The sequence below is a fragment of the Paenibacillus sp. cl141a genome (assembly GCF_900109305.1).
GTDB classification, from domain to species: Bacteria; Bacillota; Bacilli; order Paenibacillales; family Paenibacillaceae; genus Paenibacillus_AQ; species Paenibacillus_AQ lautus_A.
In genome coordinates this window covers 971693-998311 of the sequence record NZ_FNZO01000001.1, presented here as the reverse complement: position 1 = coordinate 998311, position 26619 = coordinate 971693, and the positions used below count along the sequence as shown (strand labels likewise).

Here is a 26619-nt window from a genome sequence, read left to right as displayed (position 1 = left end):
CATTTTAGAAAGCGCTTTCTAATCTGGATTGGAAGGATTGTTGCTAATGGAACGGAACAAACGCTTTTGGAAGAAACCGCTTGCCTTTATCGTGATGCTTACGCTTGCTTTAACGTCGTTTCCGTTGTCGCCGGCTCATGCAGCCTCATCCGGTATGGCATGGGCTTCGCAGAAGATCACTGTCTATACGCCACCTTCAGGCGGCGTATGGTATCCTCGGCTGCTCAAGCTAACGCCGAGCGAATGGCTCGTATCGTTTGACACCAACGCCGGCGGGGGGAACACCCGTATCGTGGTTTCCCGTACGCAGGACGGCGGCTACACTTGGAGCAATCCGGTTACGGCCGTTTCAAGCAGCGCCGGCAATGTGGGGAACGGACAGATGTTGAGGCTGCCGAGCGGTGAAATTTGGTTAGCCTACCGTCATGTCGTGCAGAGCGGCTCGACCTATGATATCCAGCTAAACGTCCGGCGGAGCGTCGACGGCGGCTATACTTGGAGCGATTTGCCGGGCGGCTTGATCGGAAGTTCAACCGCCTCCAGTTTTAAAGGTCTGTGGGAGCCGCATTTGGAAATGATTAACGGCACGATTGCCGTCCTTTATGCAGATGACAGTCCGGCGACGGTCAGTACGACCGGGCGGCAAAATTTGTACATGAAAACGTGGAACAGAAGCGGCTGGGGCAGCTGGATTACGGTCAGCGACGGCGTTTCCGCGAGTTCTCGCGATGGCATGCCGGTCATCACGAGGATGCAAGACGGCCGCTATATGACCGTATTCGAAGCGTCGGACGTCGCAGGCCACCCTTTTGTCATTAAATATAAAATATCCCCGGACGGCTTAAACTGGTCGGTTCCACGCCAAACGCTGTACGTGCCGGTCGGCAACGGCAAAAAAGCCGGCGCTCCTTTTGTCGTAACACTTCCGGACGGCCGTCTGATGGCCGCATTCCAAACCGATGAGAGCAGCGCCAATACAGGGGATCCCTACACTTCGATGTTTACCATGATCAGTTCCGACAACGGCGCGACATGGCAGCATAAAACCAACGTTTTTCCGGTATCCGATACGAAGTCTTCCAATTGGAATTCCCTGATGACCGTCGATTCGACCCGCGTCGCAGCCGTGACGAGCGCGACTGATCCGGTTAGCGGAATCTATCTGCGTTTTGGCTATACCGTTACTCCTTCGCAGACGAATCTCGTTAACAATCCCGGCTTTGAAACGGCGAACGTAGCTGGCTGGACCACGTACGGCGACGATTACCCGAATCGCATTCTGATTCACGGAGCCAATGACGGCGTAGGGCTTCCCGCGGCGGAAGGCTCTTACTTTGTAGGACTTGCGGGCACGAGCGGGCCTGCAACCGCCTATGTCGGCCAGACCATTACCGGTCTCGATAACGGTACGTATACAATGCGGGCCCGCATGCGAAGCAGCGGAGGCCAGAACAGCTGCGTCATGGAAGTGAAGGACTATGGCGGCGGGATGCGCCAAACAGGCTGCCCGGTAACGACGGCGTGGACGCCTGTCACGATCTCGAATATTCAAGTGACGGCAGGCAAGGCAACGATCGGGTTTTACGTGTCGAACTCCTCCTCTTCCCAGTGGGCAGATATCGATCAGGTTGAGTTTTTTCGGAACTGAATGAGTTAGCCCTCTGCCGAATCCCATCCGGGTCAAACCAACATTGGCAGACTGTCGTAAAGGGACACGCCAGCTAATAAATCCATGAAAGCGAATAATGAAAACTAAAAAGCCGCTCTAAGCGGCTTTTTAGTTTCCTCTTTTCCAGTCAGTCTGACCATCATGATGGTCCCCGCATTTCACGCTCTTATTACATCTCCTCTAATGTTGCCTCCGCCACAAGAAAAGCGGTCCCGTCGTATTCATAGCGCAGCCGGACCTCTGCCGGGAAGTTGCCCGGCGATACCTGGATTGGCACCGAAGCATAGAGGGTGTTTTCTTCTACGTCATACCTGACAATGCTGCCAAGTGCAGGCTGGTCCAGCCAAAACCCGGCGTCCTCCTCTTTGTATTCAAAGCTGCGGGTTACGCCGCTTAACGTAAGTTGAAATATCCTTTTTCCGTCTTCCGCCGTCATATGGTAGCTTAGTCTGGATTGTGCCGCAAGCACCGGGTCGGTTGCCATCACTTCGATGAGATCGTCGGTAAGAAGTTTCAATGCGGATTCGCGCATCCCTGTTCCGTAACCGGTTGTCAGAACGATTGCCAATATATCCTTCTCCTTCCCGCTGCTGCCTGCGGACAGTATCGCGGTTTCCGGATAATAGGATTCGTTATTCACGCTGCTCCAATCTGCAAAGGTTCGTTCCGTGTCGCCATATTGAACATGTACCGAACGAATGGTTCCTGCCTCCTTGAACAGAGTACCCGTAATCTTCAGATCCAGTGCTGCATCTTCCTTTAAAGTAACGGTTGTTCCTTGATCGTCTCCAGCCTCGAGATCGTCCCGTGGTGTTCCCGTTTCGTCAGTGCTTATTAGTTGGATTTGCGAGATTCGGCGGGTATCATTACGAATCGTAACATCTATCGTTTCCTCATACACCATCGGGATCGAATCCCGGAGCAGCAGACGGAGCTTGTATACCGTTTGATCAGCATTTGTCGTAATCTCGTTTACGTATATTTCATCAACCCAGGGACTGGACACATCATAGCGTTCAAGCGGCCATTTCACACCGGGATGCTCCCAAATGTCCGGCGTTGGTCCGCCCCAGATGCCTATCTCCCGCTTTAAAAGCGCTGTTGCCAGCGTCACGATCGTACGGTCACTCTCCTGCGAGACTTCACGATCCGCAAGGTTCCACCAATCGAAATCGCCTCCTGACCCGGATACGAAGCCGGATTGGAACGTCCCGCCCTTTGATACAACCGGTCCTGGGCTTACCGGAGTAGCGTTAGGTACAGCCTGGTAACCGAACCAGATTCCAACCCCGAACAAGAGCAGCAATACGGGAACACAGGTACCGATAGTTCGGTTCCAGTCCCTGCGGAATCGTTTCTTTTCAACAACCTGAAGACGTTCCTCCACGGCCTCCATCATGTCAATCCGGAAACGCTGGTTCTTAAATGGCGGATCAGCCAGCCTTCGATCCCAATCCGGTCTCCAATCATTCATCCTCGATCGCTCCTTTCCATGCGGCGGCCACCTTCTGTTTGGCCCTGTAAATTCTGGACTTTACCGTGCCTGGCGAAAGGCCTGTAATGGCGGATATTTCATCTATGGATAGCTGATGATGCAGACTAAGCACGAGCGGATCTCGAAATTTAGCTGGCAGCTTCAGTACCTGCTTCCACAATTCATCGGCCTCTGCCCGTTCCAAATATTCCGCTTCGGCTGAAGGCGAAATCGGGGGACGCATGGTCCCCTTCTGCCCGGTGCCGGGAGATTGCTCGCCCATCAGCACCACTCTGCGCAGGAACGCTCGCTTCAGATAGGAAAGCGCGGTGTTGCGCGTGATTTTCAAAAGCCAGGTCTTGACGGAAGCCTCCCCCCGAAAGGAAGCAAAATGTTGATAGGCTTTAATAAACACATCCTGCGCGACATCATCCGCCGTGTGCGTGTTTCTAGTTATGGCGAAAGCATAGTTCCAGACGTCCTCCCCGTAGGATTCCATAAGCATCCGAATGTCCGAAGTTTTCAGCTCCGCGGAATGCTGCATCTGCATTTCCTTCAAAGCAGTTCTCCCCCCTCACCAAAACAGACTCCGTACGGTCGATGAAAGTTCCCGAAATTATATAAATTTGCATAGGTTCATACATATTGGTGCATTGTAGTAATGCAGCTTTTTACAATGGATATATCATCACATGGAGGGATCATTTTGGCAAAGAGCAAACAACAACAGGTAGCACATGGGATCGGGCAAGTCGAGCAGCAGCTCAATCATCAAATGGAGGTTGCCGAAGAAATTCAAGGAACCCCGAAATTGGACCGGGAAATCAAAAAAGCCGCTAACCGGCAGGCTGATCCATTGAAAGACCTTTCGGAATAAGGAGAATTGTCATGAATAAACAAAGAGCGATTGAAATTTCGGAATCGGCCATTATGAAACATGTAACTTATCAGGATACTCCCATCTATATCCAGCATGTGAATGAGGATGAAACCGTCCGGGTCTATCCGATCGGCAACTCGGAGCAGGAAATGACCGTCCCTTTATCCAGTCTCACGGAGCATCCGTAAGGTAGAAGACATACCCTCTATAGCCCCTTCAAACCTTCAATAAAAAAATCCCATCCAGATGCAGACGATGGGATTTTTTTATTGCTCAAACGAAATATGATTCAAGTATTGCAAACTTTCCCTTTATTTCAATGATGCCGGCAACTTTACCCCGAGGAGCTTCCCCTCCGCTTGGATAATGATCATATCGTTCGTCTTTAGTGTTGACTCGTGTAAATCTTCACCCGTCTTGACTCTAAAGAGCGGTCGAGAGGTCAACATGTTAATCCCGAGTAGTGTGCCGTTACGCTGCGCCCGATATAATCCTTTCCCATACACATTTATCTGTGCAACAGGTGCATCGCCGTTCCAATCGACCTGTTGACCGCTCGCCAGCTTGATGCCTGCCAGTTCACCGGTCATTCGGTCTTTGAAAATCAACCGTTCCTGAACAAGTCCGATCAGCTCCCAGTTGTCCCCATAAGGGCGAGGAAAAGTTCGCAGAGGAATCTCGCCTTTTTTATAGGTGTCAAAATTGTATTCAGCTACGCTATTGCCCTGATCCATGTATAACTTCCCTTGGTTTATAAATAATCCGCCTCCGCTGTACTCATATGGCGGCTCCCCCGACATTCTCCATGTAAACTCTCGGCTGCTCTTTTTTACGCCGGTCTTAAGGTTAAACACATTTACGACCCATTTGCGGTCCGGAAGCGACTGATAATCAGTCAGCAGTGGAGAATAATAGTCAACCGAATACACGAGACCGTTTTTGATTTGAATCGCTTCTCCCTGACCAAAATGATCCCATAGCTTCTTGCCCGTCTTCTTATCATAGGCAGTCAGCTGGGTGGACGTAAGTGCTCCTTGCACATAGAACGTCCGAAGTATGACTCCATCCGCCTCCTGCAGGTAATCCGTGCCGTGTCCTTCTCCTGACGGCTCGTTCGTCTCCCACCGTAACTTTCCTGTGGCTGCATCAAACGCGAAGGTTCTGCTCCCTTTTATCGCATAGAGCGTATCAACAGTGGGTACCAGTACCTCCGTACGAAGCCGAGTATCCATGTAGATGGATGTATTCGACTGCCATTTCAATTTGCCTGTCTTTGCATTCAGCGCGTATGGCTTGAGATCCACCGACAGTCCATAAATAACGCCATTATTAAACACAACATAAGGCTTCAGATCCTTTCCGTAGCTCCACAACCGCTTGGCTGTCCTCGCATCCATGGCGATTAGCTTTTTCCCGGTGAATGCGAACACCTTCCCATCTTCAGCAATCGCCTGGCGACCTAAATAATTCTCGTCGTCCATATCCAGATAGTTGTCCACCATCACCGTCCAAGAAGGTTTTACTTCGGGAACTTCGAAGACTGATGAAGGATACCAGTTGCGTACCGAAACATCAGCAGTTTCTGCATTCGCCTGCGAAGGTGGTACGGCCAACACGCCATGAACAATAAGTAACCCTGCGGCAATACTTACAAGCAGTCGCCGACGTAGTTGATCCTTGAGGTTTTTACTTGAGCGTTTGTCATTGATATTAAGCATGTGTCTCCTCCCATTTGTATCGGTTTCTTATCACTTGACAATAAAAACGCTCAATAAGAGGAAAAAGTTACTAGTAGATTATATGTGATCTTAATTTTGGAGACGAGACGGCAATTTCAATACTAAAAAAGCTTGGGATCCCAAAATAGGCTCCCAAGCTCTTATGTGCCCCAAAAGGTCCATTGACCTGGGGCGCCCCCTGTCTGTCGTATGATAATACGTGTATGAATAAGAAGTTACGTGTCCTTCATTGGTACATGTTACCCTCAATCATTGTCCACTTCACTTGATACCTTTCATCCATCAGAACGAGATCCGCATCGTATCCGACCTCGATTTTTCCTTTGCGAGATAAACCTAGAATATGGGCAGGCGTTGTTGAAGCCATGCGCACGGCATCCTCCATCGAAATACCGTTGGCTTCGGTCAGACGCAACGCTTCATTCATAGTCACGGTGCTCGATGCTAAAGTGCCATCCGCAAGCCTGGCAATCCCGTCGGAAACGGTGACGTGATGACCACCAAACATATAATTTCCATCACCTAATCCCATCGCCTGAAGCGCATCCGTAATAAGCACCATGCCTTCCGGCCCTTTGAGACGATGCATTAATCTGACAATGGCCGGATGAAGATGGACCTGATCGACAATCGCTTGCAGGCTTACATGCGGTTCTTCGAACGCGGCTACAATCAGTCCGGGATCTCGATGGTGAATCGGTCTCATACCGTTAAAGCAATGGGTTACATGACTCGCTCCGGCTGTAAAAGCCAGCTTTGCTTCCTCGTAAGTAGCATCGGAATGAGCTACAGCAATCACGACACCCTGCTCTTTCAGAAAGGATATAAGCTCCAAGCCTCCAGGCAATTCCGGAGCGATCGTTACCATTTTAATCAGCGAACCCGCTTCCCGAATAATCAACTTCATTTCTTCCAGATTCGGGTGGCGAAGATATTTCTCGTTTTGCATCCCTTTACGTTTCGGATTCAAATAAGGGCCTTCCAAATGAATGCCGGCGATCCTTGCCCCTTGTTCTCGTCCGATGACAGCTTTTACGCTGCGGATCATATTGAGCAGATCCTCTATCGTTGAACTCACGGAAGTTGCCAGAAATGAGGTGCAGCCGGTTGCCGCACAAGCGCGTGACACTTCTTGAATGCTGTCCTCGGTTCCATCCATCATGTCATAGCCATTGGCCCCATGGATATGAACATCAATCATCCCCGGTATAAGCCACATTCCGTTTCCATCGATCCGTTCATCATCGCCTTCGATTTTTTCAATTTCTTGCGTTTGTTCTATTCTCTTCAACTTTTCGTTCGAAATCCAAACCGTTGCAGAAGAAAGGATTTGATGAGGCAGGTGGACTTTGACATTTTGAATGATTTTGTTGTTCATTATTTCTCAACTCCGTCCTGTGGGTTATGAGTCTGACATTCTATGAGCGTAATATTTTTCTGGTCTAATATTTCTTGTATGTCAACGGGGATTGATTGATCGGTTACAATAATATCCACATGATTAAAGTCCAGCTTGAACCTTGATTTCACCGTGAATTTGGTATGATCCGCAACAAGTATGACCTGATCCGAGCGCCGGGCCATCTCCCTCTTCACCCGGACATCGTCTTCATATGGATAATAGAGTCCGTCAGTCTGGATTGCCGTCGCACCAATGAACGCTTTGTCAGCGCGGATTTCACTGATTTTATCTATGACGGAAGGACCATACAATAATCGATTTTGGGTATGCAGATAACCGCCGAGCACGTAGATGCTCAGATCTTCTCGTTTGGAAAGTATCCCTACATTATCTATGGAGTGCGTAACCGCTGTTATCTGTTTCGCTTGAATATGCTCCGCAACAAATTGTACGGTCGTAGATACGTCCAAGAATACCGTTTCGTGGTCCCGAATCAGTTTAGCGGCATGCTTGCCGATCACGTTCTTGCCTGTGGGCTCATCAATAAGTCGTTCCTGATAAGAAGTCAGTTCCTTTTGCAGATCAGGCAAGGCTACCCCTCCGTGTGTTCGAACAACCACTCCTTCTTGAACTAATCTGACAATATCCCTGCGTGCGGTATCCCTCGACACTTGAAAAAACGAGCATATCTCGCCAACACTCATCGTTTTATGTTGTTTTAAATAATCCAGGATTTTTACGAGTCGTTCTTCTTGGAACACATCTCACCCCTCCACTTCTTAAGCATTTACATTATATTTATAAGTATATATAAGCATTTACAAATAAACAATAAGCATTTACAAATAAACAATAAGTATTTATAAGTTTATTCGTGTTATTATAAAAACGAAAAAACCACGATCATCGTGGTTTTTTTAGTAGACATATGTTAGCTCTTCGACATTTTCCGTTCCGGTAATCGTGATGTAAGTCAATACTCATAGCTTGGATGAAGATAGACTCCTTCTTGCACGGAAGCAGTATGCCCTTACCGTCGATGCACGGAACCCATTAATAAGTATATGACTGCTGGATTGTACCGATCCGTGCACTTAAATATTGATTTTCTTGATATCTCATATTTTCGAAAGCCTGCACAGCGGCATTGGCTACATCGATGTCTTGTGCGCTAGTTCCTCCGCTTACACCAATGCCGCCGACAACCCTGCCTTCGTGAACGAGCGGAATCCCCCCGCCAAGTATGACGACTCTCCCCTGATTCGTTGTGTTAATGCCAAATGTAGCTCCGCCCGGAAGCGCAGATTGCGCTAAATTCGCCGTCGGCATTTGCATCGCTACGCTGGTCCAAGCCTTGCCTATGGCAATATCGATGCCTGCTATTCTCGCGTTATCCATCCGATGAAAAGCAATGAGGTTCCCTCCCTCATCGACGATCGCTACATCAGAATGAAGACCCATTTGTCGTGCTTGGTGTTCAGCAGTTTCCAATAACTTCTTAGCCGCAGTTAAAGTGAGTTTGTACATAGTAGCTCTCCTTTGCTTTAAAAGAAATACTACATTATATTGCCATTGCCTATATAAGTGAATTGCCCAATACCAGTACTTCTGGAATGCATGCTAATGAAATGTCTCGGACACCCATTCAAAAAACTTTTCCTTCTCTTCAAATTGCGGATAATGGGCAGATTGATCAAACGCGATAAACTCCTTCTGATCAGCCTCAAGCTTATCGAAAAATTCTTTTGCGGCATGGGAGGACGTCATATAGTCATAATCGCCCATAATAAAATAGCACGGTATTTCAAGTTTCGTTACAAGCGTTGGGAGCGGATGTTCTATAACTTCCTGCAACAAAACCTTTTGAGAAAAAGATATCCCGACGTTATATCGAATGACGTCCAATAAGTTATACTCGCTGCTTAATAGCATCCCCAGGCTATCGCCATCGGGACTGTCAATAAGTCTTGAAGCTCCTCCGTATTGAATGACATAATTTCGTGGAGTGAACATTTCGCCCTTTTTGATTTTGTCGGTTAGTCCTTTCAGATATACGACGTCTTCCGCGTTGCCGGCCTGTTGAGCTTGGCTGATTAAGTAGGTCAAGCTGTCCATCTCGCTTGTTACGGTATCCCCCATCTGACCAATCCCCACGTAAGCCTCGTATTTTTCGGGTGCCTTTTGGGCCGCCTGTGCAGCAATGTACGTACCATATGAATGTCCCATGAGGATCACCTTTTCTTTGCCAAGACGTTCCGAAACATAATCCGTTATAGCCAATAAGTCATTTACCAGTACTTCCGATGAAAGATCAGCGTAATCCTCATAAAAATGATAGGATTTTCCGCTTGCCCTTTGGTCGTAATGAACAACCGTGAATCGGGTTTCCAGTAAGTCTTGATAGGTATCGGCATATGTGATTTCCGGGGCTCCAGGTCCACCGTGTACGAACAGAATCACAGGATTGTCCTTGTCTTTGCCGCGTATCATCATTTCTTGCTTGCTTCCATTGATCTCTACTTGTTCTAATATGCTAATACTATTTTCGCCTTTGATGGACGATGTCCATGTTGGAAATATTAGGGCTGTTATGAGTAGCGCTATTAGTGTTACACCGGTAATTTTTAATGTTTTCTTCAATTTTCTCATGGTCTTGGGACACCTTTCTGCTAAAAGTTTGAAGTAAATGCTGAAGATTCAATGTAGGATGTCATACATCTCATTGTATCTCAGGTTTGTTTACTCCAAATCCTTCCTGAGGCTGAATTGGACCTAGACCCTAGTCGAAGAAATCGGCGACATTAGAACAACGCTTATAACAAAAAAAAGCCGCGATGTCCGCGACTTATTTGGCACCATGCTGAGTTCCTCCCGATTTGAAAGAAGGCTGCGTGCTCCTGGTGCAATGCTATTCGACTAGTGCGGCAATACTGAAGCCTGTGTTATGCATAGGCAAATGCCGATCCCAACCGTTCGATTACTCGATCCAATTGTCCGGTTAAATAAGGCGAGACCTCACCCAGTCCGGCTAATGCTTCTAACAAGGGGAAGGTTTGCCCGCCCCAAGGGCCATGTGGATCATGGACCTGTCTGCCGATCCGCAAGCCATCCGCTTCGATGTAAATCTTCAATCGTTCCACACCTTCCACAAGCAGGTCGACCGGCAGCGCTTTGTTTCTGCGCCGGGACCATTCTGCCAAGAAGGACATCCCGCGCAGGATATCATACTCAAAAAAACGCGGAAAGCAAGGCTTCAGCCAATCCATATCCAGAACGCCGCCATGCTGTTTCGAACACACTAGACGATGCTCGATCAAATACCGGGCGCCTTCATCCAAGAAAGCGGCTTCCTGTTAGGTGAATTCACGGTCTGTATGCCATAAGATCGCTTCCAGCGGGGGAAGCGTTGAAATGATAGAGCTTTTTCTTGAATGAATGTAAGCTTCCGACTCGCAGTTCAATCCGCCGTCGGGCAGCTGATGCTTTAAGAGCCATTCGCGAATCCAGGGCAGCTCCGTGTCCACATCACAGCCGTACGCTTTCAGAATCATATAGAATACGGCAAGTTCACAATGGCAGCAATCCATCTTCAACCGGTCACCATCGTTGATTGGCTCGTCATCGGCTGTAATGACGAAGGTCCGCCAAACCTGGGTTTCGAGTAGATGGTTAGCCCTGGCGATAACCGATTCCGGGATCAGTTTCACCTCTCCCATTTCATATAGAGCGGCCATATGCCACCAAGCGCCATCCCATTTATGGCGGCTGTTCTCGCCGTGAGCCGTCTCCCATTGCGAAGAAGATTCAAGGAATTGGATCGATTCTTCAATTGCCAAACGGATTCTCTGATTAGCTTCCATTCTACATCCCCTTCATGGACATTTTCCGGTTCACGCTTCCGTCATTCGGATTTCGAATTCCTTAATCACCCTGGCTGGATTGCCCCCGACGACCACGTTATCCGGTATGTCCTTGGTAACCACTGCCCCGGAAGCAATCACGACATTATTGCCTACCATGATCCCTGGATTGATGGTTGAACGTCCTCCGACCCATACGTTGTTTCCGATGGTTACCGGCTTTCCATATTCCGGCCCTTTAATTCTCTCGAACGGGTCCACCGGATGCGTTGCCGTATACACATGAACGCCTGGGCCGAACATGCAGTTATCGCCGATTCGCACTTCACACACATCCAGGATGGTACAATCAAAATTGGCGAAGAAGTTCTCGCCTACGTGTATGTTGTAGCCATAGTCAAAACGGATGTTGGGCTCCATTCCTATGTGATCGCCTGTTGACCCCAGCAATTCTTTCAATATTTGAATTCGTTGTTGATCTTCCATCTCCGTAGTCTGGTTAAACTGCCGTGTCATTCGCCTTGCATATGCCCGGTCCCGCATTAGTTCAGGGTCGGAAGCGATATATAGTTCTCCGTCCAGCATCTTTTGTTTTTCTGTTTTCATCCTGATAATCCAATCCTCTCTCATCCTGAAGTCAAGTGTCTGTCCGACAAATTAGTTGTGTCATAACGTCATGTCTAAAGCGGCATAGCTCTATGCCAATAAGACGCGCCCCACAGAAGGAAGTCAATTGTCAATTGATATATATCATTTCCCCTTCTCCACTAGCTCAAGCGAATAAGCAAGGCTTTCCAAGGTCCTGGCAATTAATCCGTACATATAGTCCTGATCCGGATGTTCTAGTAATATCATTTGAGGCATGTGCATTTCCGGAATATACTTCAGACACTCCTGCCGGATGATATTCACATCAGCCGGCTGCACCAGGCTCCCAGTCAAAGCAATCGTTTCTGGATTTAATATGGCGATCAGGCTTGCCACTGAATGCGTAGCCAGTACATGAAAAGTTTTCCGATCGTGCAGCTGTTGGAATTGAGCCTCTTGGGATATGCCTAACGGCAAAAAAGCAATTTCGCCCGCAAATCGTGTAAAACCTCGATGAATACGCCCATCGACCATTATGCCTGCACCGGGTAAGCTGCCATCGATGAAAGTTGCAACGGCAACCGTCTGTTTCTCATCATACCCTTGTTTATGATAGAAGCCATATACGGTCAAGTTCATGTCATTTTCTAGAATGACCTCAACCTTATGCTTATTGCGAATGAACGCTTCCAAAGGAACGTTAATCAGCTCCGGAATATCACTGACATTGATGACTCCCTGATCGACTGCACCGGGAACGCCGATCCCAACCGCTCGAATTTGCGGATATTGCAAGGTAAGCCTCTCGATTACCCGATCGATTAAAGCGAGATCTATTCGATTATGTTCTTCATACCCTTGGTCTACAATCTCCCCGGCCATATTGGCGATTGCATATGTAAGAGAGCGGGAACCCGCTTCGGTTTTGATAACGGCAGCAACAATATATGAATGATGCATGTTATACTGGTACATTTTGGCAGGACGTCCGCCCTTCGAGTCATCCATAGCCACTTCCAACACTTCGCCGGCATCCAGCAACTCGTTAAGAATATGATTGCAAGTGGCGATGCTTAAGCTGGTAGCCTGCGCAACCATGGCCTTCGTAGCCGTTCTCATCGCCATGAGCGCCTGTCGAACTTTCTCCTGATTCATTTGTTTAACCAACATGGTGTTGTTTGTAATGGAGTTCATAATTCAAACCTCAAATAGTTTTTATAACTCTTATAATAAGTACTATATTATATCGTTATTCGTTTGTCTACCAGTAATCATTCCAGCCCTCTACCCATAAAATTCAGGTAAAACAACGACGGCAATTGATAACGCTTCGTGATCCTTTACCTCATCCTTCGTTCAAAAAAGAAAAGGCTGGCAACCGACTCTACACCATGATTGCCAGAGTTGTGCCCAGCCTCTTAATCGGGCATCCACTTCCTATTTCAAGTGTCTGCTAGCCCGGCTAATGAACATTGCATTTTCATTTTTAGGATCATGTTGGAAAATTCCCTTTGAGATAGGAGTCCCATAGGTTATGGATAAATTCAATCTGAATGTTGTTCTCCAGCGCCGTGGAAATCAGGCCCCAGTCATCGGATACATAACCCGCCAGTTCAGCATTCCGTGTGATCCTGAACGTTTGCTTGAATGCATATTCCCGAATATCTCGGGTTGTCTGACTTTCAGAGGGACAAAGTTCATGCAATTTCTCGTAACATGAATTCCATGCCGAGTCAAATTCATGCGTATCCCGCACATCTAATTCGGCATTCCAATCCACTTCTTTATCAAAGACATTTTCAAAAAAGCTGCCTGCGCTGATCATCGAAAACATCTCGGCCGCTGTCATCAAGACTTCTCTCCTCCTTCTATGCTATGTGCCGATATACAGCTTCTCGCCTGAGAAAACAGCCGAATACCCTAACCTGTGCAGCTCGAAATACGGTGCGAACGGGTCGCCTTTTAGCCCGTAACGGTGCCACTGCAAATAGTAGGAGATCCAGTAATCGCAGGCAATCGAATAATAAGCCTCATCCAGAATCTCTATAGGCTCCTCTTCGTTTTTGTGCTCCAAAATCACTTCGGACAGCGCCTCATAGACATCGGGATCATAGGATTCGCGAACACTGTCTATTTTCCCTGGAGGAAGAAACTCGATTTTTTCGATTCCATCCAGGTAGGCGACCGCTTCCGCTGCACGTTCCCATTTCGCAAAAGTATCCAGCAGCTGCTTTAACTCCCGAATAAACTGCTCGCCACAGCCTCTCAATACATCCTCGGATACCTCATCCCCTTTGCCGTTAAAATAGGCCGGCACTGTTCCTCCGGTAAAATCCTCCGGGTCCAGCATCTCGTAAATCCGGGAGATCCGCCGCAAGTAGGCATGTCCATCCTCAAGCGGCTCAATGGTGGCCTCCACCCCTTTTCCGCTAGGCATATACATTTGAAAATATCCATATAACGCTGCTTCTTCAATCATTGCGTCATCGGAATCTGCTTCTTCATCCATCAGGTTGAGCAGATACCGTGCATACGTCTGCTTATCCATATGTACCCTTCTCCTTCTCGCCGTTAAGCTGGTTATTAAGGTTCTGGTATCGAACGTTCACCGACCGAATGCTCCTCAGCTAAACACGTAAATATATTAACACACAAATCGCCTTCATTGGCTTCGCTTAACAATAAGCCATCACCTAAGACGGCTGTGTTGATGGGTTCGTCTCTCTTCTTTTCGTCCAAGGGTAAGCACTAGCATCGCAGGAACAAAAAAGTCGCCAGATTGGCGACTTTTTATCATGAAAAATTCCGTTACGGTTGGGGTAATTTCAATCTACCACCATATCCTTGATTCAATCAGGACCATTCATCAATGAACGCTTGAATGCGCTGCTTCACTTCCGAACGCTTCTCTTCGGTTATCCCGTCGATTTTAGCTTTATTCAGGTGCTTGAGCGCATCATTCAGGTGTTTCACGGCCTGTTCCTGCTTCCCTTGCTTCTGCTTCAGCTCCGCTTGTTTCAGCGCATTGCCGATCTGCTGGCTCAGGGAATGGCTGATATCGCCTTGTTGCTTCCAGGACTGAATATCGTCCATCAGTGACCCAATCGTATCCGATGCTGCAGCATCCGACACTTCAATCTTCATCAATTGCGTATCGTTCGTGTAATAAATATCGCCGTCGTGTCCGAGATTCACATGCTGGGATTCCGCCAGCGTCTGAAACTCCATCGTTTTCGGGTCAACCACGGTGACGTGACCGGCAAGCGTCAGATACATGAGGCCGTCCTCGCTCCAGCGAATATACACCGGACGCCAGTTGCCGTATTTCTCCACGCCTTCGTAAATCGTTTTGCTTTTTACGATTTCCTGGGTATCCGGATCTACGGCAAAGAGCGTCCCGTCGTAAGCCGCCCACAGCAGTCCGTCCGGACCGAAGCTGGTTCCGCTAATAATATGCGGTGTAGGAGAAGCACCTTCAATAGAAGGAACCCATTCCTTCTCCACCTTGCCCGTCGCGATATCCCAGACAAACATTTTGGCAGCCGGTTCGGAAGGCGTGATGCCCAGCCCGCCGGCAACGGTGGTTGAGCCATATACCTTGCCGTCTTTTACCGCAATGCCGACAATCGATTGATTGTTGATGACGTTTTTGTATTCGGTGTACTGGCTGCCGTTCGCCGGATCATAGATCGTCAGGGAGCCGCCCAGCTTGCCGTAATCCGGAATGGTGCCGATGAACAGTTTACCTTCCACTGCTCTCATGATGAACGGACGGTCCTGACCGGTAATTTTGAACAGGCTCTTGCGCTGGGTCGGATTTTCCGCATTGTATTCGAAAATATCCGCACCCGGATATACGCCCATATACATCTTGCCGTTCATGGCGACCATGCCCTCCGACTGTCCCATCGGGAAGGTTTCGAAGGTTCCGGTGTCGATTGAATATGCGGACCCAGTACCGCCAGGGTAACCGCTGATAAACAGCCGTCCATCCGGACCGTTCTCCATAGTTTGAACAGGAATCGGATTGCCTTTCACCGGATAAGGTACGGCTTTGACCTGCTTGGTCGTCAGATTCATGTAAGCGACGCTGCCTCCGAATTGAACGGTTGCAAGCGAAACACCCGGTAGATCCGGATCGTTCGGCACCTCCACCCAGGCCGTATTGCGCAGGTACGTTCCGTACACGACGCCGGTGTCAACAGCAGCAAGGGTATTCAAATCCACTTCCATCAAATGGTTATTCTGGACGAAATAGATTTTATTGCTGCCCTCCGGCCCGTAAGAGAGGCGGATGCCTTTATTGTTCAGATGGTAGGTATCGCTCCATTGCTGCAGCTCCAGGTCATAGAACAGAAGCCCGCTGTTCCCTTTGCCGATGCCGGCAACCAAATATTTGCCCGCAACGTCCAGCTGGTTCACCATGCCGAGGTCTACCGCTCCGTTATAGGACGGAAGCTGGATGGTTTCCTTCTCCCCAGTCGCCACGTTCACTTTTACAATGCTGCCTTCAATTCCGATGCCGACATACAGATATCCGCCATGATATGCCGTGGAACGGCTGTAGCTTTGACCCGTGCCTACGATGCCATAGTCCTTCATTTCCCCTGTAGCTGGATCGTAGCGGCCCGCTTTCGCATTCGGGTAAGAACCGAAGTAGACACGGCCCTGTTCATCGTGAGACAGGCCATAAACAACCTGCTCACCGATGCCGCCCAGATTTTTCAGCTGTTTCGTGACCGGAGAGTAGGCGTACAGCGTGCCATTGCCTCCGATATACACCGTGCCGTCCGGGGTCGTCAAATGGGTCCACGAGCTTTCGGAACCCGTTAACGGATGCGTGCTCAGCACTTCTTTGGTTTTCAAATCAATGACATGAAAAATAGCCGGCTTGCCGGACACCGTCGTATAAATAACCTCCCGTCCGTCCTGTATGCCAAAGGCCCCGTCATATATGGCAACGCTTTGCATCGGGGAGCCCAAATCGATAGGGTCGCTGTAGGTTTTGCCGATTTCCGCCGAGGCGTTTGCCGGGAAGAAAACCACAGTCAGCAATGTGACGCAAATGGCGAGACATAGATGACGGAGTCCCTTCTTCGCTAGAGATTTGCTGTGGGTAACGTTCATCAATTCATCCTCATTTCTGGTATGGAATGTACTGCCGAAATCAATCAAATGGACCGACCTATAAGGGCAACTCGAGCGTTTACCTGGCAAAGATCGCGGCATCCCTCCTCCGTTATGAAGTGTTGTTCATGCTTCTCTGGTATTTATGTAGTTCATATGTTCGCAAAGAATTTAGCATACACCTCCATTTCTGTCAACTGGTTCTTATCTGGTTATTCAAAGAGAAAACGATAACTCAAAAAAAAGCCGCGACCTCATCGGTCGCAGCTTTTCGTAGCCATTTAGGTTCCTGCCGTTTTCCTGCTCAGCACGGATATCAGTTCCCCTTCGTCTACAAGGTAGGAGAAATATTGCTTCAGCCGTTCCCGGAACAGCAGCATCGCGTCCAGGCTAAGCCCTACATCTCTGCAGGTCTTATACAGCGGGGCAATTTCTCGGTGCAGATTGAGGCGGGACGGCCGTCCTTCCATCTCCGGATCTACGTTCTCGGTGATGTAACGGTTGGCCGGAATGCTGTAAGTATGCCTGCGAATGTATTCCTGCACTTCGTCAGAGACTAGGAAATCGGCAAAGCTCTGGGCCAACTCCCGTTCCTTGGAGCACGCGCTGACCCCGATTCCGGTGCCCAATAGCAGGGTTGTCCCATGATCAAAATGCGGCAGAGGCGCCACGTCATACTCAAAGGTCGCTCCCTTCAGCTGGTTGAGCAGATAATAGGTCGTCAGAATGACTGAGACCTTTTGCTCGCGGAACAGCTTCTCTGCTTCAAAAGCGCCTTGGGCCAAGGCCAGCGGGAACATGCCGTCCTCGTGAATCAGTCCGCGAAGCCAAGACAGCCCCTCGACCGCACGGCTCCACGAAGCATCAATATCAGCATTGCCCCTTCGCTGCATGAGGAATATCGGCCAGCGGTTCAACGAGTACAATTGCAGGGCCACGCTGTAGCGCCCGGGGCTTCTCAGCTCACGCAGCATTCGCTGGAGATCGTCCCAGCCCCAACTGCTGTCCGGCTCGAACTGGCGCTTTTCCCGCAGATGCTCTTTATTGTAGGCCAAGAGCACGGGAGAATGAATGAACGGCTGCGCCGCCAGCCGCCCTTCGGCATCCATGAACGGGCCGTGCAAAAAAGTATAAGTAGACGCGCGCGGCTCCTGACGCTGAAACAGACCGGTACTGCCGTTCTCCTGAAAATGCATCATATCCTGGATGTTGACGGATAGCACATCCACAATGCCAAGCCTCATCAGATTGGCGATGCTTTCCGGATGTTCGTAGGGAAGATCCACAATCTCCACAGCTACCTCAGGATGCCGCTCCTGAAACAAGGCGACCACATATTCCATTTCGGCCTCCGCATATAGGGAAGGATACAAACCGAAACGAATCTTCCGGGTTTGCCGGGAAGCTGCAACCACTTGGGTCCCTACCCGGGGCACTTTCACGATCAATTCTTCCTGAACCAGCTGATCCAGCGCTTGCCGGACTGAATTTTTGCTCAGTCCATACAGCTCGATCAGGGTCATCTCCGATGGTAGATATTCGCCTTGAGCGTAAGTGCCGCGTTTAATTTGTTGGCGCAGGTCGGTGACCATGTGCTTCATTTTATTTTGATACGTATACCGGTCGGATTTAGCCATATGAGACCACCTTTATTAACCATAACTGGTTTGCTGCATCAATCCATTCTTATAGTATACTCACTCTTCCGTTCGTTTGGCAAAATGTAATCCTCTGAAAAAACTGTAACCAGGCAGATAATCGTTGAATTCATAATCCACAAAAAGGATTTATTCATATCATCTCGAACATGATATTTCGGTGCATGGATTGCAAGGTTTCATGGGCTACCATCCCCCAAATTTGCCTGCTGCTCAACATACCGTTTTCAACGTATGTTTCCGTTCATAACGAATGTGTCGCTTTCAGAGTATATTAGACGCAGGCGGCTGACCCTCGCTGCATTTGAACTGCAGCAGAGCGGCACTAAGGTCAGCGACATCGCTTTAAAGTATGGTTACGAATCGCCTGAGGCATTTGGAACCCTGTCATTAAGAAGTCTGGCTCTTAGAATGGAAGAGCAGCACGGGTGACTATCACTCGTGCTGCTCTCTTCATTCAGTTTGAGCTAGAATTCTCTATATATCTGAAAAAGTCATATTGAGGTCAAACCTGTTCAACATACACGTGATAACGCTCATGAAACACATCGGCAAGCGGGATGAACAACAAATCATCCTCAACATAGCGAAAAGCAAACCCATGTGGCCCGGTTTCCTTCACGAAACTTTCCTGCACCGACTCTTCGCGCAGTGGCAACCGCAGATAGTCATCTGCTTCGGAGAGCGCAGCCAAGATGTACGGACCATAGGCTAGCGATACACGCTCTTTCCGGTCGGTAGCTGCTTCTAAACGGAGCCCGCAGTCAAAGAAGAGTTTGATCTCATCCCCTCTCTGCCATTTCCGGCTGATGGAGACATACCCGGCGGAGTCTGCGGCCATATCGGCCTGTCCGCCGTTGATCTCCATACGGCAGCCCGGCCCACTCCAATGTGGACGGCGAACTTTCAGTATGAAGTCCCCCGTCCCTTCCACCCTCAGCGTCACATTCCCGGGATTGTGACCATCTACGTCCATCGTCAGCCTCACCTGCCTTTCCTTCCAATGGAGAGTGGAAGCGACAAACAGGTTCACATACAGCGTAAATTCATCATAAAAATAAACCGCTTCCGAATATTTCATATGATTCTCCAATCCGGTGCCGTGACAGCATGTGTTCCCCGAAACGTCGAAGGACTTCGCACCGCCGGGAGCCAGCGGCATGAAATAGGTGCTCCCTCCCGTCGGCTGATGATCGCAGGAGGCCAAAATGTGATTGAACATCGTCCGCTCGTAATAATCCATATATTCTGCAGCCGGACGATACGCAAACAAATCCTTTGTCAGTTTCAGCATGTTATAGGAGGCGCAGGTCTCCGCGGTTTTGTCACTGAGATATTCGCCGATCCTGCCCGGCTGCCTGAACATTTCGCCTTCGCCGGTGCCGCCGATTGAATACGTATGAGCTTCGGTCACGGACTTCCAGAAAAAGTGGGCCATATCATAATATTCCTTTTCCCCGGTGGCTTGGAATATTTTCAGCGCGCCGATGACCTGTGGAATATGCTGGTTGGCATGAAGCCCGCCGATGGCGTCAATCTCGGCGCGCATCGGGACAAACAGGCGGTCATTGTCGAACAGCTTTGCCGCAGCGAGATGTTCAGGCTTATGCGTAATGGTATACAGCTCAGCGAGCGAGTCATTGATGCCACCAAATTCGCCGGCGATGTACATGCCCCACATTTTTTTCAATACACGGTTTGAAAGCCTGCTTAATCTGCGGTATACCCAATCGCCAAGCTTATCGGCTATCGCCAGTGCCATGCTGTTTCCAAGATGGCGGTAGCAGTCAAGCAGTCCGGCAAAAATTTTGTGCAGGGTGTAGTAAGGAGCCCATATCTCCGGATAGCGGGTAAACTTCTCCAGCAGGTCAAACTGCTCCTCAGAGTAACCGCTAAGGAAACCGGCATGATATTCGGGTTTACTCGCAAAAGCAAGCTGACATTCTTCCAGTGAAGCGACCACATACTCCGCCTTCCGATTGATGTCTTCATCCCCTGTTGCCGCATAACACAATGCTAGCGCAGACAAGTAATGTCCGGTCGTATGCCCTCTCAACAGGCAGTCCGGCGAATCCCAGCCGGTCATTTCCGGGGCTCCGCGCGTATCCAGATCGGCGGCAGCTCGGAAATTATACAACATCTGGTCGTCATTGACCTTCTTCAAGAAAGCGAGGCTTCTGTCTTGAGCCGCTTTGAAGGCGGTGCCATCCTTCAGAATAACTGCGCCGGCGGGAAAGCTGCTCGCGGCGGGAGCCGTGTCGATCGTTTCCCGATCCAGCTTGGCTGCCACCAACACCTTCGCCTTTACCGGAATCGTCGTATCTTTTAGCACCCCTTTGATCATGAAGGAACCAGGTTCCTCAAAAAAGCGCTCTTCCCCTTGTTCCCAATCCACGCCATGGGAAATGACTTCCCCCTCTACCGTTTCTACCACAGCGACCGCCGGCAGATAGAACGTCTTGCCCAACTCCGCTTTCAGATGAGTCGGATAAATCCGGGACACTTGAATGTTGTTTTCTTCCTCCAAAATGGTCACTTCATAGACTTTTTCCTTGACACAGCTGCCATACTGAAACGATGCGCGCAGCGGGACCGTACGTTTGCCGATACCATATTTCGGCCGAGTCACCATGCCGTCATTATGGAGAAAGCGGGAATCCCCCGATGTCCAAGTGATCTTCGAGCCGTATTTCCCTTTCCGGGGTAAGTGGAGATCGAATTCCACCGTTGCCAGATTGCCAAGATACAGCGACTCTAAATCCTTCATCACAATGCTTTCGTCTTCTTGAACCGTACTTATTTTCATCCCCTCCCTATTCACTTTGTGGTATGTCGGACAGGCTGTAGGCTTCACTTAAAAACGCGATGGAGGCTTCATGCGGCCCGAGTTAGTCAGCCGGGGCTGTGAACCCGGTGATGAGGCTGCTGTTCCCGTTAGGAGAATGATGGTTTCACATCCATGCCTTTTCTTCCCGTTTCTTGTATAATTGCTCTCTGGCATCCGGAATGCCCGAATGAAACTGAATCAAAGCAGCGGCGCGAACCCGACGGACGTGGTCTGTCGCTTCATCTAGAGTATGTTCCAGACCCTTGCCAAGCACTCCGGCATCGCGGCAAATGGCGGCGGCTGCAACCCTGCCTTGTGCCATGGCCACCAGCGCGCTTTCAATGCCCGTAATATTGCCGGCGACATACAAGCCCTTCACCGGCGTCTGCATGTTCTCATTGTGAAGCGGAATATGACCGCCCAGTTCCTTTGCATACACAAAAGGGCAGCCAGCCACCGCAGCCAATTCCGCCAGCGGGTACAAGCCGCCGGCAAGCGCCACAAAATCCACCTGTACCTCCCGCTTGCTTCCAGGAATGATTTCACCTGCTATGGTTACATCCGCCAGCGTCACGGATTCTACATGATGTTGACCGTTGATGGATATCGCGGCAGTGCGCAGCTGTAAAGGAATTCCCCAAATTTTCATTCCGTCCCGGGGAAAAAAACGGGATAACGTACCGGCCATTCCAAGGCTTGCACCAAGCTTCCCTCCGATTCTCAACAGTGGAGACGGCGCCAAATGAGCAAGGTTCAGCAATCGTTTCACCGCTTCTTCAGGTAAAGCGTCTTGACCGGATACAGAATTCCTCTCTGGCAGCACAATCCCCGCAATCGTAACTCCGCTGACGGACAGCTCGCGGGCAATCGCCATGGCGAGTACGTTCACGCCGATGATCAGTCCACGGCGGCCCGGCTTCACGTAATGAACATTGGCCATCACCTGAGCGGCTCCGATCGACATAACCCCGGGCAGTGTCCAGCCTGGAATCGGCTGCGGAATTTCAGCTGCGCCTGTTGCGAGCAGCACCCTTGCGGCCGAGATCGATCCGCTTGCGGATCTAACGACCCAGCTGTGGTCCGTTCGGAGCATGCCGTGTACGGAAACGCCGCAGCGAATGTCCACCCCTAGAACGCTGCATTTTTCTATCAGCTGTTCCGCAACCCGCCTTCCTACCCACCAGCGGCCTTTTTCCTCGTGAAACTGTCCCAGCATGCGTCCGCCCGGCTCAGTGAATTCATCCAGCACAGCTACGCCCAGACCATGCTCGGCCGCCGCCGCTGCGGCAGATAATCCCGCCGGACCGGCCCCAATAATCAACAGATCGTATGCCGGTGTCTTGGTCATTGCAACTTCCTCCCCGTAATCTCATTAGGAAGTTGCTGCCCTTCGGTGATACGCATTCCCTCTTCGAGCGGGGTAAGGCAGGAGCGCACCTTCCCTCTCCCTTCCACGTTCAGCCGGCATTCCATGCAGTGCCCGATGGCGCAGTACAGAGCTCTGGCCGTGCCGCTCTCCTCGTGCCTGCGCAGCGTGCGAATGCCGGAGGCCAGCAGGGCCGTCGCGATCGGCTCGCCTTGAAGTCCGGTCAGCTTCCTGCCGTTGAACGTAAAGCTCACCGGTTCCCGCTCTATCCTCTGCGGTCCCAAAATCGGATGAAAGGTAATTCTCTCCACTACACATCACCCTTTGCCAACTGGCCGAAGGTCACGGGCCGCACTGGAGGACGGTACGGCAGCAGCTCCGGATCCCGAGGCGACGCCGGATTCTTGGCAATAATCCAGGTTTCGAGGAGCTGTTTGCATACTCTGCCTTGACAAGCACCCATAGCGGCCCGCGTTTTCATTTTTAACTGCCGCGAGGTGCGGCATCCTGCCTCATAGGCGGCCTCCAGTTGGACGAGGGTCACTTCTTCACAGCGGCATATGATCATAGAAGAGCAATTCATCGGAAGCCTCCTATCCATAAAAAATAGCGCACGTCTTTAGGTCGGTGTAGAAATCCAGCCCAGCCTGCCCCTGTTCGCGCGTATGGGAGCTTGACAGTTTCATTCCGCCGAATGGGGACTGATATTCGACTCCCGCCGTTTCCTGGTTGACACGAACCATTCCAGCCTGGACCTCGTCCAGGAACCGGTGGGCATAAGATAAATTTTGAGTAAACAGTGAAGCGCTCAACCCATAAATGGATTGATTGCATAAGGCCACCGCTTCATCAAAATCGGCGGCTTCCAGCACCGCGGCAACAGGTCCGAAAATCTCCTCTTGAATCAGCGGGTGCCCGGCGTTCAAACCTCCGACCACCATCGGCCGAATATAGTAACCTTCCTGATTTCCCGTTGCTGTGGGGCCTTGAGTCAAAATCTCGGCTTGTTCATGGGCCATTTGCACATAAGACATCACCGTTTCATACTGGATTACGGACGCCACGGGGCCAAGGTAAGCCTCGGAGTTGAGAGCATGAGCAAGCTTGATGTTGGATACGGCATGCTTCAACGCCTCGATAAATGATTCGCAGATCCCGGATTCAACGATGATTCGGCTTGTTGCCGTGCATTTCTGGCCTGCTGATCGAAACGCTCCGCTGACAATGAGCGGCACCGCCTTTTCAAGATCGGCGTCGTTTAACACGATGGCGGCATTTTTACCGCCCATTTCGGTTTGATATTTAATATTTCGTTTGGCACAAATTTGAGCTATGTTAAGACCTGTGGATGTTGAGCCGGTAAAACTTACGGCATCCAAGGGAACCTGCTCCAGAAGGACATTACCGATCTGACTGCCCTTGCCGACAACCAGATTGATGACGCCTGGCGGAAGCCCGGCCTCGGCAAAAACTTCAGCGAGCCGGGTCGCGGTTAATGACGCAAGTTCCGCCGGCTTCCATACTACCGTGTTTCCGCATATCAACGCGGGGGCTATTTTCCAGATTGGAATGGCAACCGGGAAGTTCCAAGGCGTAATGATGCCTGCCACGCCGAGAGGAATCTTCCGGGTGTACTGCAGCACGTTCTGCTCGCTGGAAGGGATGACCACCCCGTTTGCCCGGCCCCCCTCAGCGGCGTAATAACGAAGCAGATTCACTCCCCTCTTGACTTCCCCACGCATTTCAGCAATCGGTTTTCCCATCTCCATGCTTGCAAGAATAGCCACGTCTTCTGACTTTGACTCGAGTACATCCGCCATGCGGTCCAAATGCCCGGCCCTGGCTGAGCCGCTCATGCGGGACCAGGAGGCGTAAGCATCACGCGCCGCCTGCTCGGCCTGAATAACTTGTGATTGATCCGATAAATGGAGTAACCCCACCTGCTCTTTGGTGTTGGATGGATTGATCACGGCGATTTCCCCCGCCGAAGGTTTGATCCACTCTCCCCCGATCCAATTGCGGCTGTTAATCATTTGCCTTCCCTCCTATTGCGGATTCATCCTTAATTTTTGACCTATGGCTTCATCGCCGGCTGATTCCGGTTTACGGCAAACTCATACGCTTCTTTGATCGCTGCATAATCGGCTTCAGGCAGCGGAAGGCGAGGCGGGCGCGTAGGGCCTACCGGAAAACCTGCCAGCTCCATCATATGCTTGATCGATTGAACCAGCTGCGGACTGGCATCGAAGTGGAACAGCGGAAGAAGATGGCGATACAGCGCGGACGCTTCCTGATACTTGCCTTGTCTCGCCAGGTTAAACAGCTCCACGCCTTCCTTCGGCAGGGCATTCGGCACGCCGGAAATCCAACCCGTTGCCCCGAACAGCGCACCTTCCATGGCTAAATCGTCGACGCCGATCATCACCTCCAGATCCGTATACGCCAAAATGTCGTGTACGCGGCGGATGTCCCCGGAAAATTCCTTGACGGCAACTACATGTTCGAGCTTGGAAAGTCTGGAAAGCAGCTGCGGCGTCAAATCGACCTTGTAATCGTGCGGATTGTTATAAACAATAACCGGCAGCCCCACCTTATTGATCGCTTCATAGTGAGCGACGACCTCAAACTCAAGCGGTCGGTAATTAATCGGAGGTAATACCATGACGCCGGCAGCTCCCGCATCCTTGGCATGCTGTACCCACTCGACCGCCTGCTTGGTGGAAGGCGCTGCAGAGCCAACCACTACCGGCACTCGGCCTGCCGCGGCTTCGATTACCGTATCTACAATCTTGGCCCGCTCTTCCTGGGTCAAGGTCGCATATTCGCCTAAAGATCCGTTCGGGATCAGGCCATGGACGCCTTGTGAGATAAGTGAATCACATAGCTCAGCCAGACGATTGTAATCAACCTCGTAATCCGGTGTAAACGGCGTGACAAGGGCGACATAAACCCCTTCAAATATTGCCATATCGACATTTCTCCCCTCTGTTCTTGTTCATTCCATATCCATTAGTAAAGAACAAATCCTTCCGGCAGCGGATCAGTCGGATCCATCATGAAATTCATAAATCCCAAAATATAAGCGGTTCCTGTAAGCCGGGGAATAACGGCTTTGTACCCGTGCGTTTCCGCTTCCTCCGCGATGCTTCCTACCATTTGAGCGCCGGTTATCCCCTCATAAATGACCTGTTGCCCCGGTTCAAGCAAGCCGCGGGAATGTAAAACCGCCATGTGGGCACTGGTGCCGGCGCCTCCCGGCGAACGGTCAAGCTGGACTCCGGCAAATACCGCCGCGCTGCGATAAGCGGGGTGATTCGGGTTTCGGCCTTCGCCCCTTTCAACCCTTTGATAGAAAAACACACCATGAATCCCGGAAATCCATTCCAAGTACGGATGCTTCACCTCAAGCTGCCGTTGGATTTCCTCGCGGATCAGCCCGCCCCACTCCCGCAGCTTCGGAAGCGGGAAAGCGCCCGCGACTCCCAATGCGGCTGTATTGACCACAGCATAAAATTCGCCGCCAAAAGCGATGTCAACACTCGCCTCCACACCCTGAACATTCACCGTGACCTGCTTGGCATACACGAAGCTCGGAACATTCAAAAAGGAAACGGACCGGACTTCATGCCCTTCGCAATCGGCAAAAGCGGTCACCGTTCCCGCCGGGCAATCGATCAGAACCCCCTTGGCCGCATCCGCAGAATCCAGCTGCCCCGTCGCCGTCCAGGCTGCGACCACCGCGATGATGCCGTGACCGCTCACAGCAGCGAGGCCTTCCTGATTGAGGAACAGCAGCCCGAAGCGCGCGGCTTCCGTTGACGGCGCCGTGACAATCGCTCCCGTCATCTCTCGATGCCCCCGCGGTTCGGCCAGCAGCAGCTTTCTGACGGAATCGAAATGCCGTTTGAAAAATAATGACTTTGCATGCTGCGAGGAGCCGCTAAGCTGCGGTAGGCCGCCAGTGATGATCCGCAGCGGCTCGCCGCAGGAATGCGTATCCAGCGCCGCATACCATTTCGTTGTTTCCAT

The 26619-nt window shown here is 50.5% G+C and carries 25 protein-coding genes and 2 pseudogenes; 4 read left to right on the top strand and 23 right to left on the bottom strand.

Going from position 1 to position 26619, the window contains the following annotated elements; genetic code table 11:
• Nucleotides 1–46: 46 nt before the first annotated feature.
• A complete protein-coding gene (locus BMX45_RS04685; RefSeq protein WP_090908712.1) occupies nucleotides 47–1648 on the top strand; it encodes a hypothetical protein in 1602 nt (533 codons plus the stop codon).
• A 190-nt stretch (nucleotides 1649–1838) separates the two neighbouring features.
• Here the strand turns inward: BMX45_RS04685 and BMX45_RS04680 are convergent, their stop codons facing one another.
• On the bottom strand, nucleotides 1839–3143 hold the full coding sequence (locus BMX45_RS04680) for a hypothetical protein (RefSeq protein WP_090908711.1): 1305 nt from the start codon (nucleotides 3141–3143) through the stop codon (nucleotides 1839–1841).
• A complete protein-coding gene (locus tag BMX45_RS04675) occupies nucleotides 3136–3702 on the bottom strand; it encodes an RNA polymerase sigma factor (protein WP_254777952.1) in 567 nt (188 codons plus the stop codon). Before BMX45_RS04675 ends, BMX45_RS04680 begins: the two co-directional genes overlap by 8 nt.
• 147 nt (nucleotides 3703–3849) lie before the next feature.
• On the opposite strand from BMX45_RS04675, the gene BMX45_RS31220 reads away from it, so the two are divergent.
• Nucleotides 3850–4020, top strand: a complete 171-nt coding sequence (locus BMX45_RS31220) for a hypothetical protein (protein WP_175495033.1) — start codon at nucleotides 3850–3852, stop codon at nucleotides 4018–4020.
• A gap of 11 nt (nucleotides 4021–4031) precedes the next feature.
• Nucleotides 4032–4211, top strand: coding sequence for an H-type small acid-soluble spore protein (locus BMX45_RS04670; protein ID WP_090908710.1), 180 nt, complete (start codon nucleotides 4032–4034; stop codon nucleotides 4209–4211).
• 123 nt (nucleotides 4212–4334) lie between these two features.
• Here BMX45_RS04670 and BMX45_RS04665 read toward each other — a convergent pair whose 3' ends face one another.
• The 14 genes and pseudogenes from BMX45_RS04665 to BMX45_RS04610 form a co-directional block, all read right to left on the bottom strand.
• Nucleotides 4335–5741, bottom strand: coding sequence for an outer membrane protein assembly factor BamB family protein (locus BMX45_RS04665; RefSeq protein ID WP_090908709.1), 1407 nt, complete (start codon nucleotides 5739–5741; stop codon nucleotides 4335–4337).
• Nucleotides 5742–5988: 247 nt separating this feature from the next.
• Nucleotides 5989–7140, bottom strand: coding sequence for an N-acetylglucosamine-6-phosphate deacetylase (nagA, locus tag BMX45_RS04660; RefSeq protein ID WP_090908708.1), 1152 nt, complete (start codon nucleotides 7138–7140; stop codon nucleotides 5989–5991).
• Nucleotides 7140–7754, bottom strand: a complete 615-nt coding sequence (locus BMX45_RS04655) for a DeoR/GlpR family DNA-binding transcription regulator (protein ID WP_254777966.1) — start codon at nucleotides 7752–7754, stop codon at nucleotides 7140–7142. The genes nagA and BMX45_RS04655 overlap by 1 nt, the downstream gene beginning before the upstream one ends.
• Nucleotides 7755–7757: 3 nt before the next feature.
• A pseudogene (locus tag BMX45_RS32085) lies at nucleotides 7758–7925 on the bottom strand (DeoR family transcriptional regulator); the annotation flags it as partial.
• A gap of 292 nt (nucleotides 7926–8217) precedes the next feature.
• Complete coding sequence (locus tag BMX45_RS04650; RefSeq protein WP_090908706.1) at nucleotides 8218–8691, bottom strand: GlcG/HbpS family heme-binding protein; 474 nt, start codon at nucleotides 8689–8691, stop codon at nucleotides 8218–8220.
• 93 nt (nucleotides 8692–8784) lie between these two features.
• On the bottom strand, nucleotides 8785–9813 hold the full coding sequence (locus tag BMX45_RS04645) for an alpha/beta fold hydrolase (protein WP_090908705.1): 1029 nt from the start codon (nucleotides 9811–9813) through the stop codon (nucleotides 8785–8787).
• 293 nt (nucleotides 9814–10106) lie between these two features.
• Nucleotides 10107–10502 carry a hypothetical protein gene (locus tag BMX45_RS31695; protein WP_254777951.1) on the bottom strand — a complete coding sequence of 132 codons (396 nt, stop codon included), beginning with the start codon at nucleotides 10500–10502 and terminating at the stop codon, nucleotides 10107–10109.
• Between the two features lie 15 nt (nucleotides 10503–10517).
• The gene (locus tag BMX45_RS31690; RefSeq protein ID WP_254777950.1) at nucleotides 10518–11024 is read right to left on the bottom strand and encodes a hypothetical protein; all 507 of its coding nucleotides are present in this window, start codon (nucleotides 11022–11024) and stop codon (nucleotides 10518–10520) included.
• A 30-nt stretch (nucleotides 11025–11054) separates the two neighbouring features.
• On the bottom strand, nucleotides 11055–11630 hold the full coding sequence (locus BMX45_RS04635; protein ID WP_139212431.1) for a sugar O-acetyltransferase: 576 nt from the start codon (nucleotides 11628–11630) through the stop codon (nucleotides 11055–11057).
• Nucleotides 11631–11774: 144 nt separating this feature from the next.
• Nucleotides 11775–12806, bottom strand: coding sequence for an ROK family protein (locus tag BMX45_RS04630; RefSeq protein ID WP_090908704.1), 1032 nt, complete (start codon nucleotides 12804–12806; stop codon nucleotides 11775–11777).
• A 298-nt stretch (nucleotides 12807–13104) separates the two neighbouring features.
• On the bottom strand, nucleotides 13105–13437 hold the full coding sequence (locus tag BMX45_RS04625) for a hypothetical protein (RefSeq protein ID WP_254777949.1): 333 nt from the start codon (nucleotides 13435–13437) through the stop codon (nucleotides 13105–13107).
• A gap of 48 nt (nucleotides 13438–13485) precedes the next feature.
• Nucleotides 13486–14160: a hypothetical protein gene (locus BMX45_RS04620; RefSeq protein WP_090908702.1), complete on the bottom strand. Its 675-nt coding sequence runs from the start codon at nucleotides 14158–14160 to the stop codon at nucleotides 13486–13488.
• A gap of 305 nt (nucleotides 14161–14465) precedes the next feature.
• Nucleotides 14466–16739: an FIMAH domain-containing protein gene (locus BMX45_RS04615; RefSeq protein WP_090908701.1), complete on the bottom strand. Its 2274-nt coding sequence runs from the start codon at nucleotides 16737–16739 to the stop codon at nucleotides 14466–14468.
• Nucleotides 16740–17020: 281 nt separating this feature from the next.
• Complete coding sequence (locus BMX45_RS04610) at nucleotides 17021–18376, bottom strand: extracellular solute-binding protein (protein ID WP_090908700.1); 1356 nt, start codon at nucleotides 18374–18376, stop codon at nucleotides 17021–17023.
• A gap of 219 nt (nucleotides 18377–18595) precedes the next feature.
• Here BMX45_RS04610 and BMX45_RS04605 point away from each other — a divergent pair.
• Nucleotides 18596–18775 (top strand): annotated as a pseudogene (locus BMX45_RS04605) (helix-turn-helix domain-containing protein); the annotation flags it as partial.
• A 127-nt stretch (nucleotides 18776–18902) separates the two neighbouring features.
• Here BMX45_RS04605 and BMX45_RS04600 read toward each other — a convergent pair.
• From BMX45_RS04600 to BMX45_RS04570, 7 genes are all read right to left on the bottom strand, one after another.
• Nucleotides 18903–21203, bottom strand: coding sequence for a beta-L-arabinofuranosidase domain-containing protein (locus BMX45_RS04600; RefSeq protein WP_090908698.1), 2301 nt, complete (start codon nucleotides 21201–21203; stop codon nucleotides 18903–18905).
• Between the two features lie 145 nt (nucleotides 21204–21348).
• Nucleotides 21349–22572: an NAD(P)/FAD-dependent oxidoreductase gene (locus tag BMX45_RS04595; protein WP_090908697.1), complete on the bottom strand. Its 1224-nt coding sequence runs from the start codon at nucleotides 22570–22572 to the stop codon at nucleotides 21349–21351.
• Nucleotides 22569–22901 carry a (2Fe-2S)-binding protein gene (locus BMX45_RS04590; RefSeq protein WP_090908696.1) on the bottom strand — a complete coding sequence of 111 codons (333 nt, stop codon included), beginning with the start codon at nucleotides 22899–22901 and terminating at the stop codon, nucleotides 22569–22571. Before BMX45_RS04590 ends, BMX45_RS04595 begins: the two co-directional genes overlap by 4 nt.
• A complete protein-coding gene (locus BMX45_RS04585; RefSeq protein WP_254777948.1) occupies nucleotides 22901–23173 on the bottom strand; it encodes a (2Fe-2S)-binding protein in 273 nt (90 codons plus the stop codon). Before BMX45_RS04585 ends, BMX45_RS04590 begins: the two co-directional genes overlap by 1 nt.
• Before the next feature lie 10 nt (nucleotides 23174–23183).
• Nucleotides 23184–24620 (bottom strand): aldehyde dehydrogenase family protein, encoded by a 1437-nt coding sequence (locus tag BMX45_RS04580; protein WP_090908798.1) that lies wholly within the window; start codon nucleotides 24618–24620, stop codon nucleotides 23184–23186.
• A gap of 44 nt (nucleotides 24621–24664) precedes the next feature.
• Complete coding sequence (locus tag BMX45_RS04575; protein WP_090908694.1) at nucleotides 24665–25558, bottom strand: dihydrodipicolinate synthase family protein; 894 nt, start codon at nucleotides 25556–25558, stop codon at nucleotides 24665–24667.
• Nucleotides 25559–25599: 41 nt separating this feature from the next.
• The gene (locus tag BMX45_RS04570; protein ID WP_090908693.1) at nucleotides 25600–26619 is read right to left on the bottom strand and encodes a proline racemase family protein; all 1020 of its coding nucleotides are present in this window, start codon (nucleotides 26617–26619) and stop codon (nucleotides 25600–25602) included.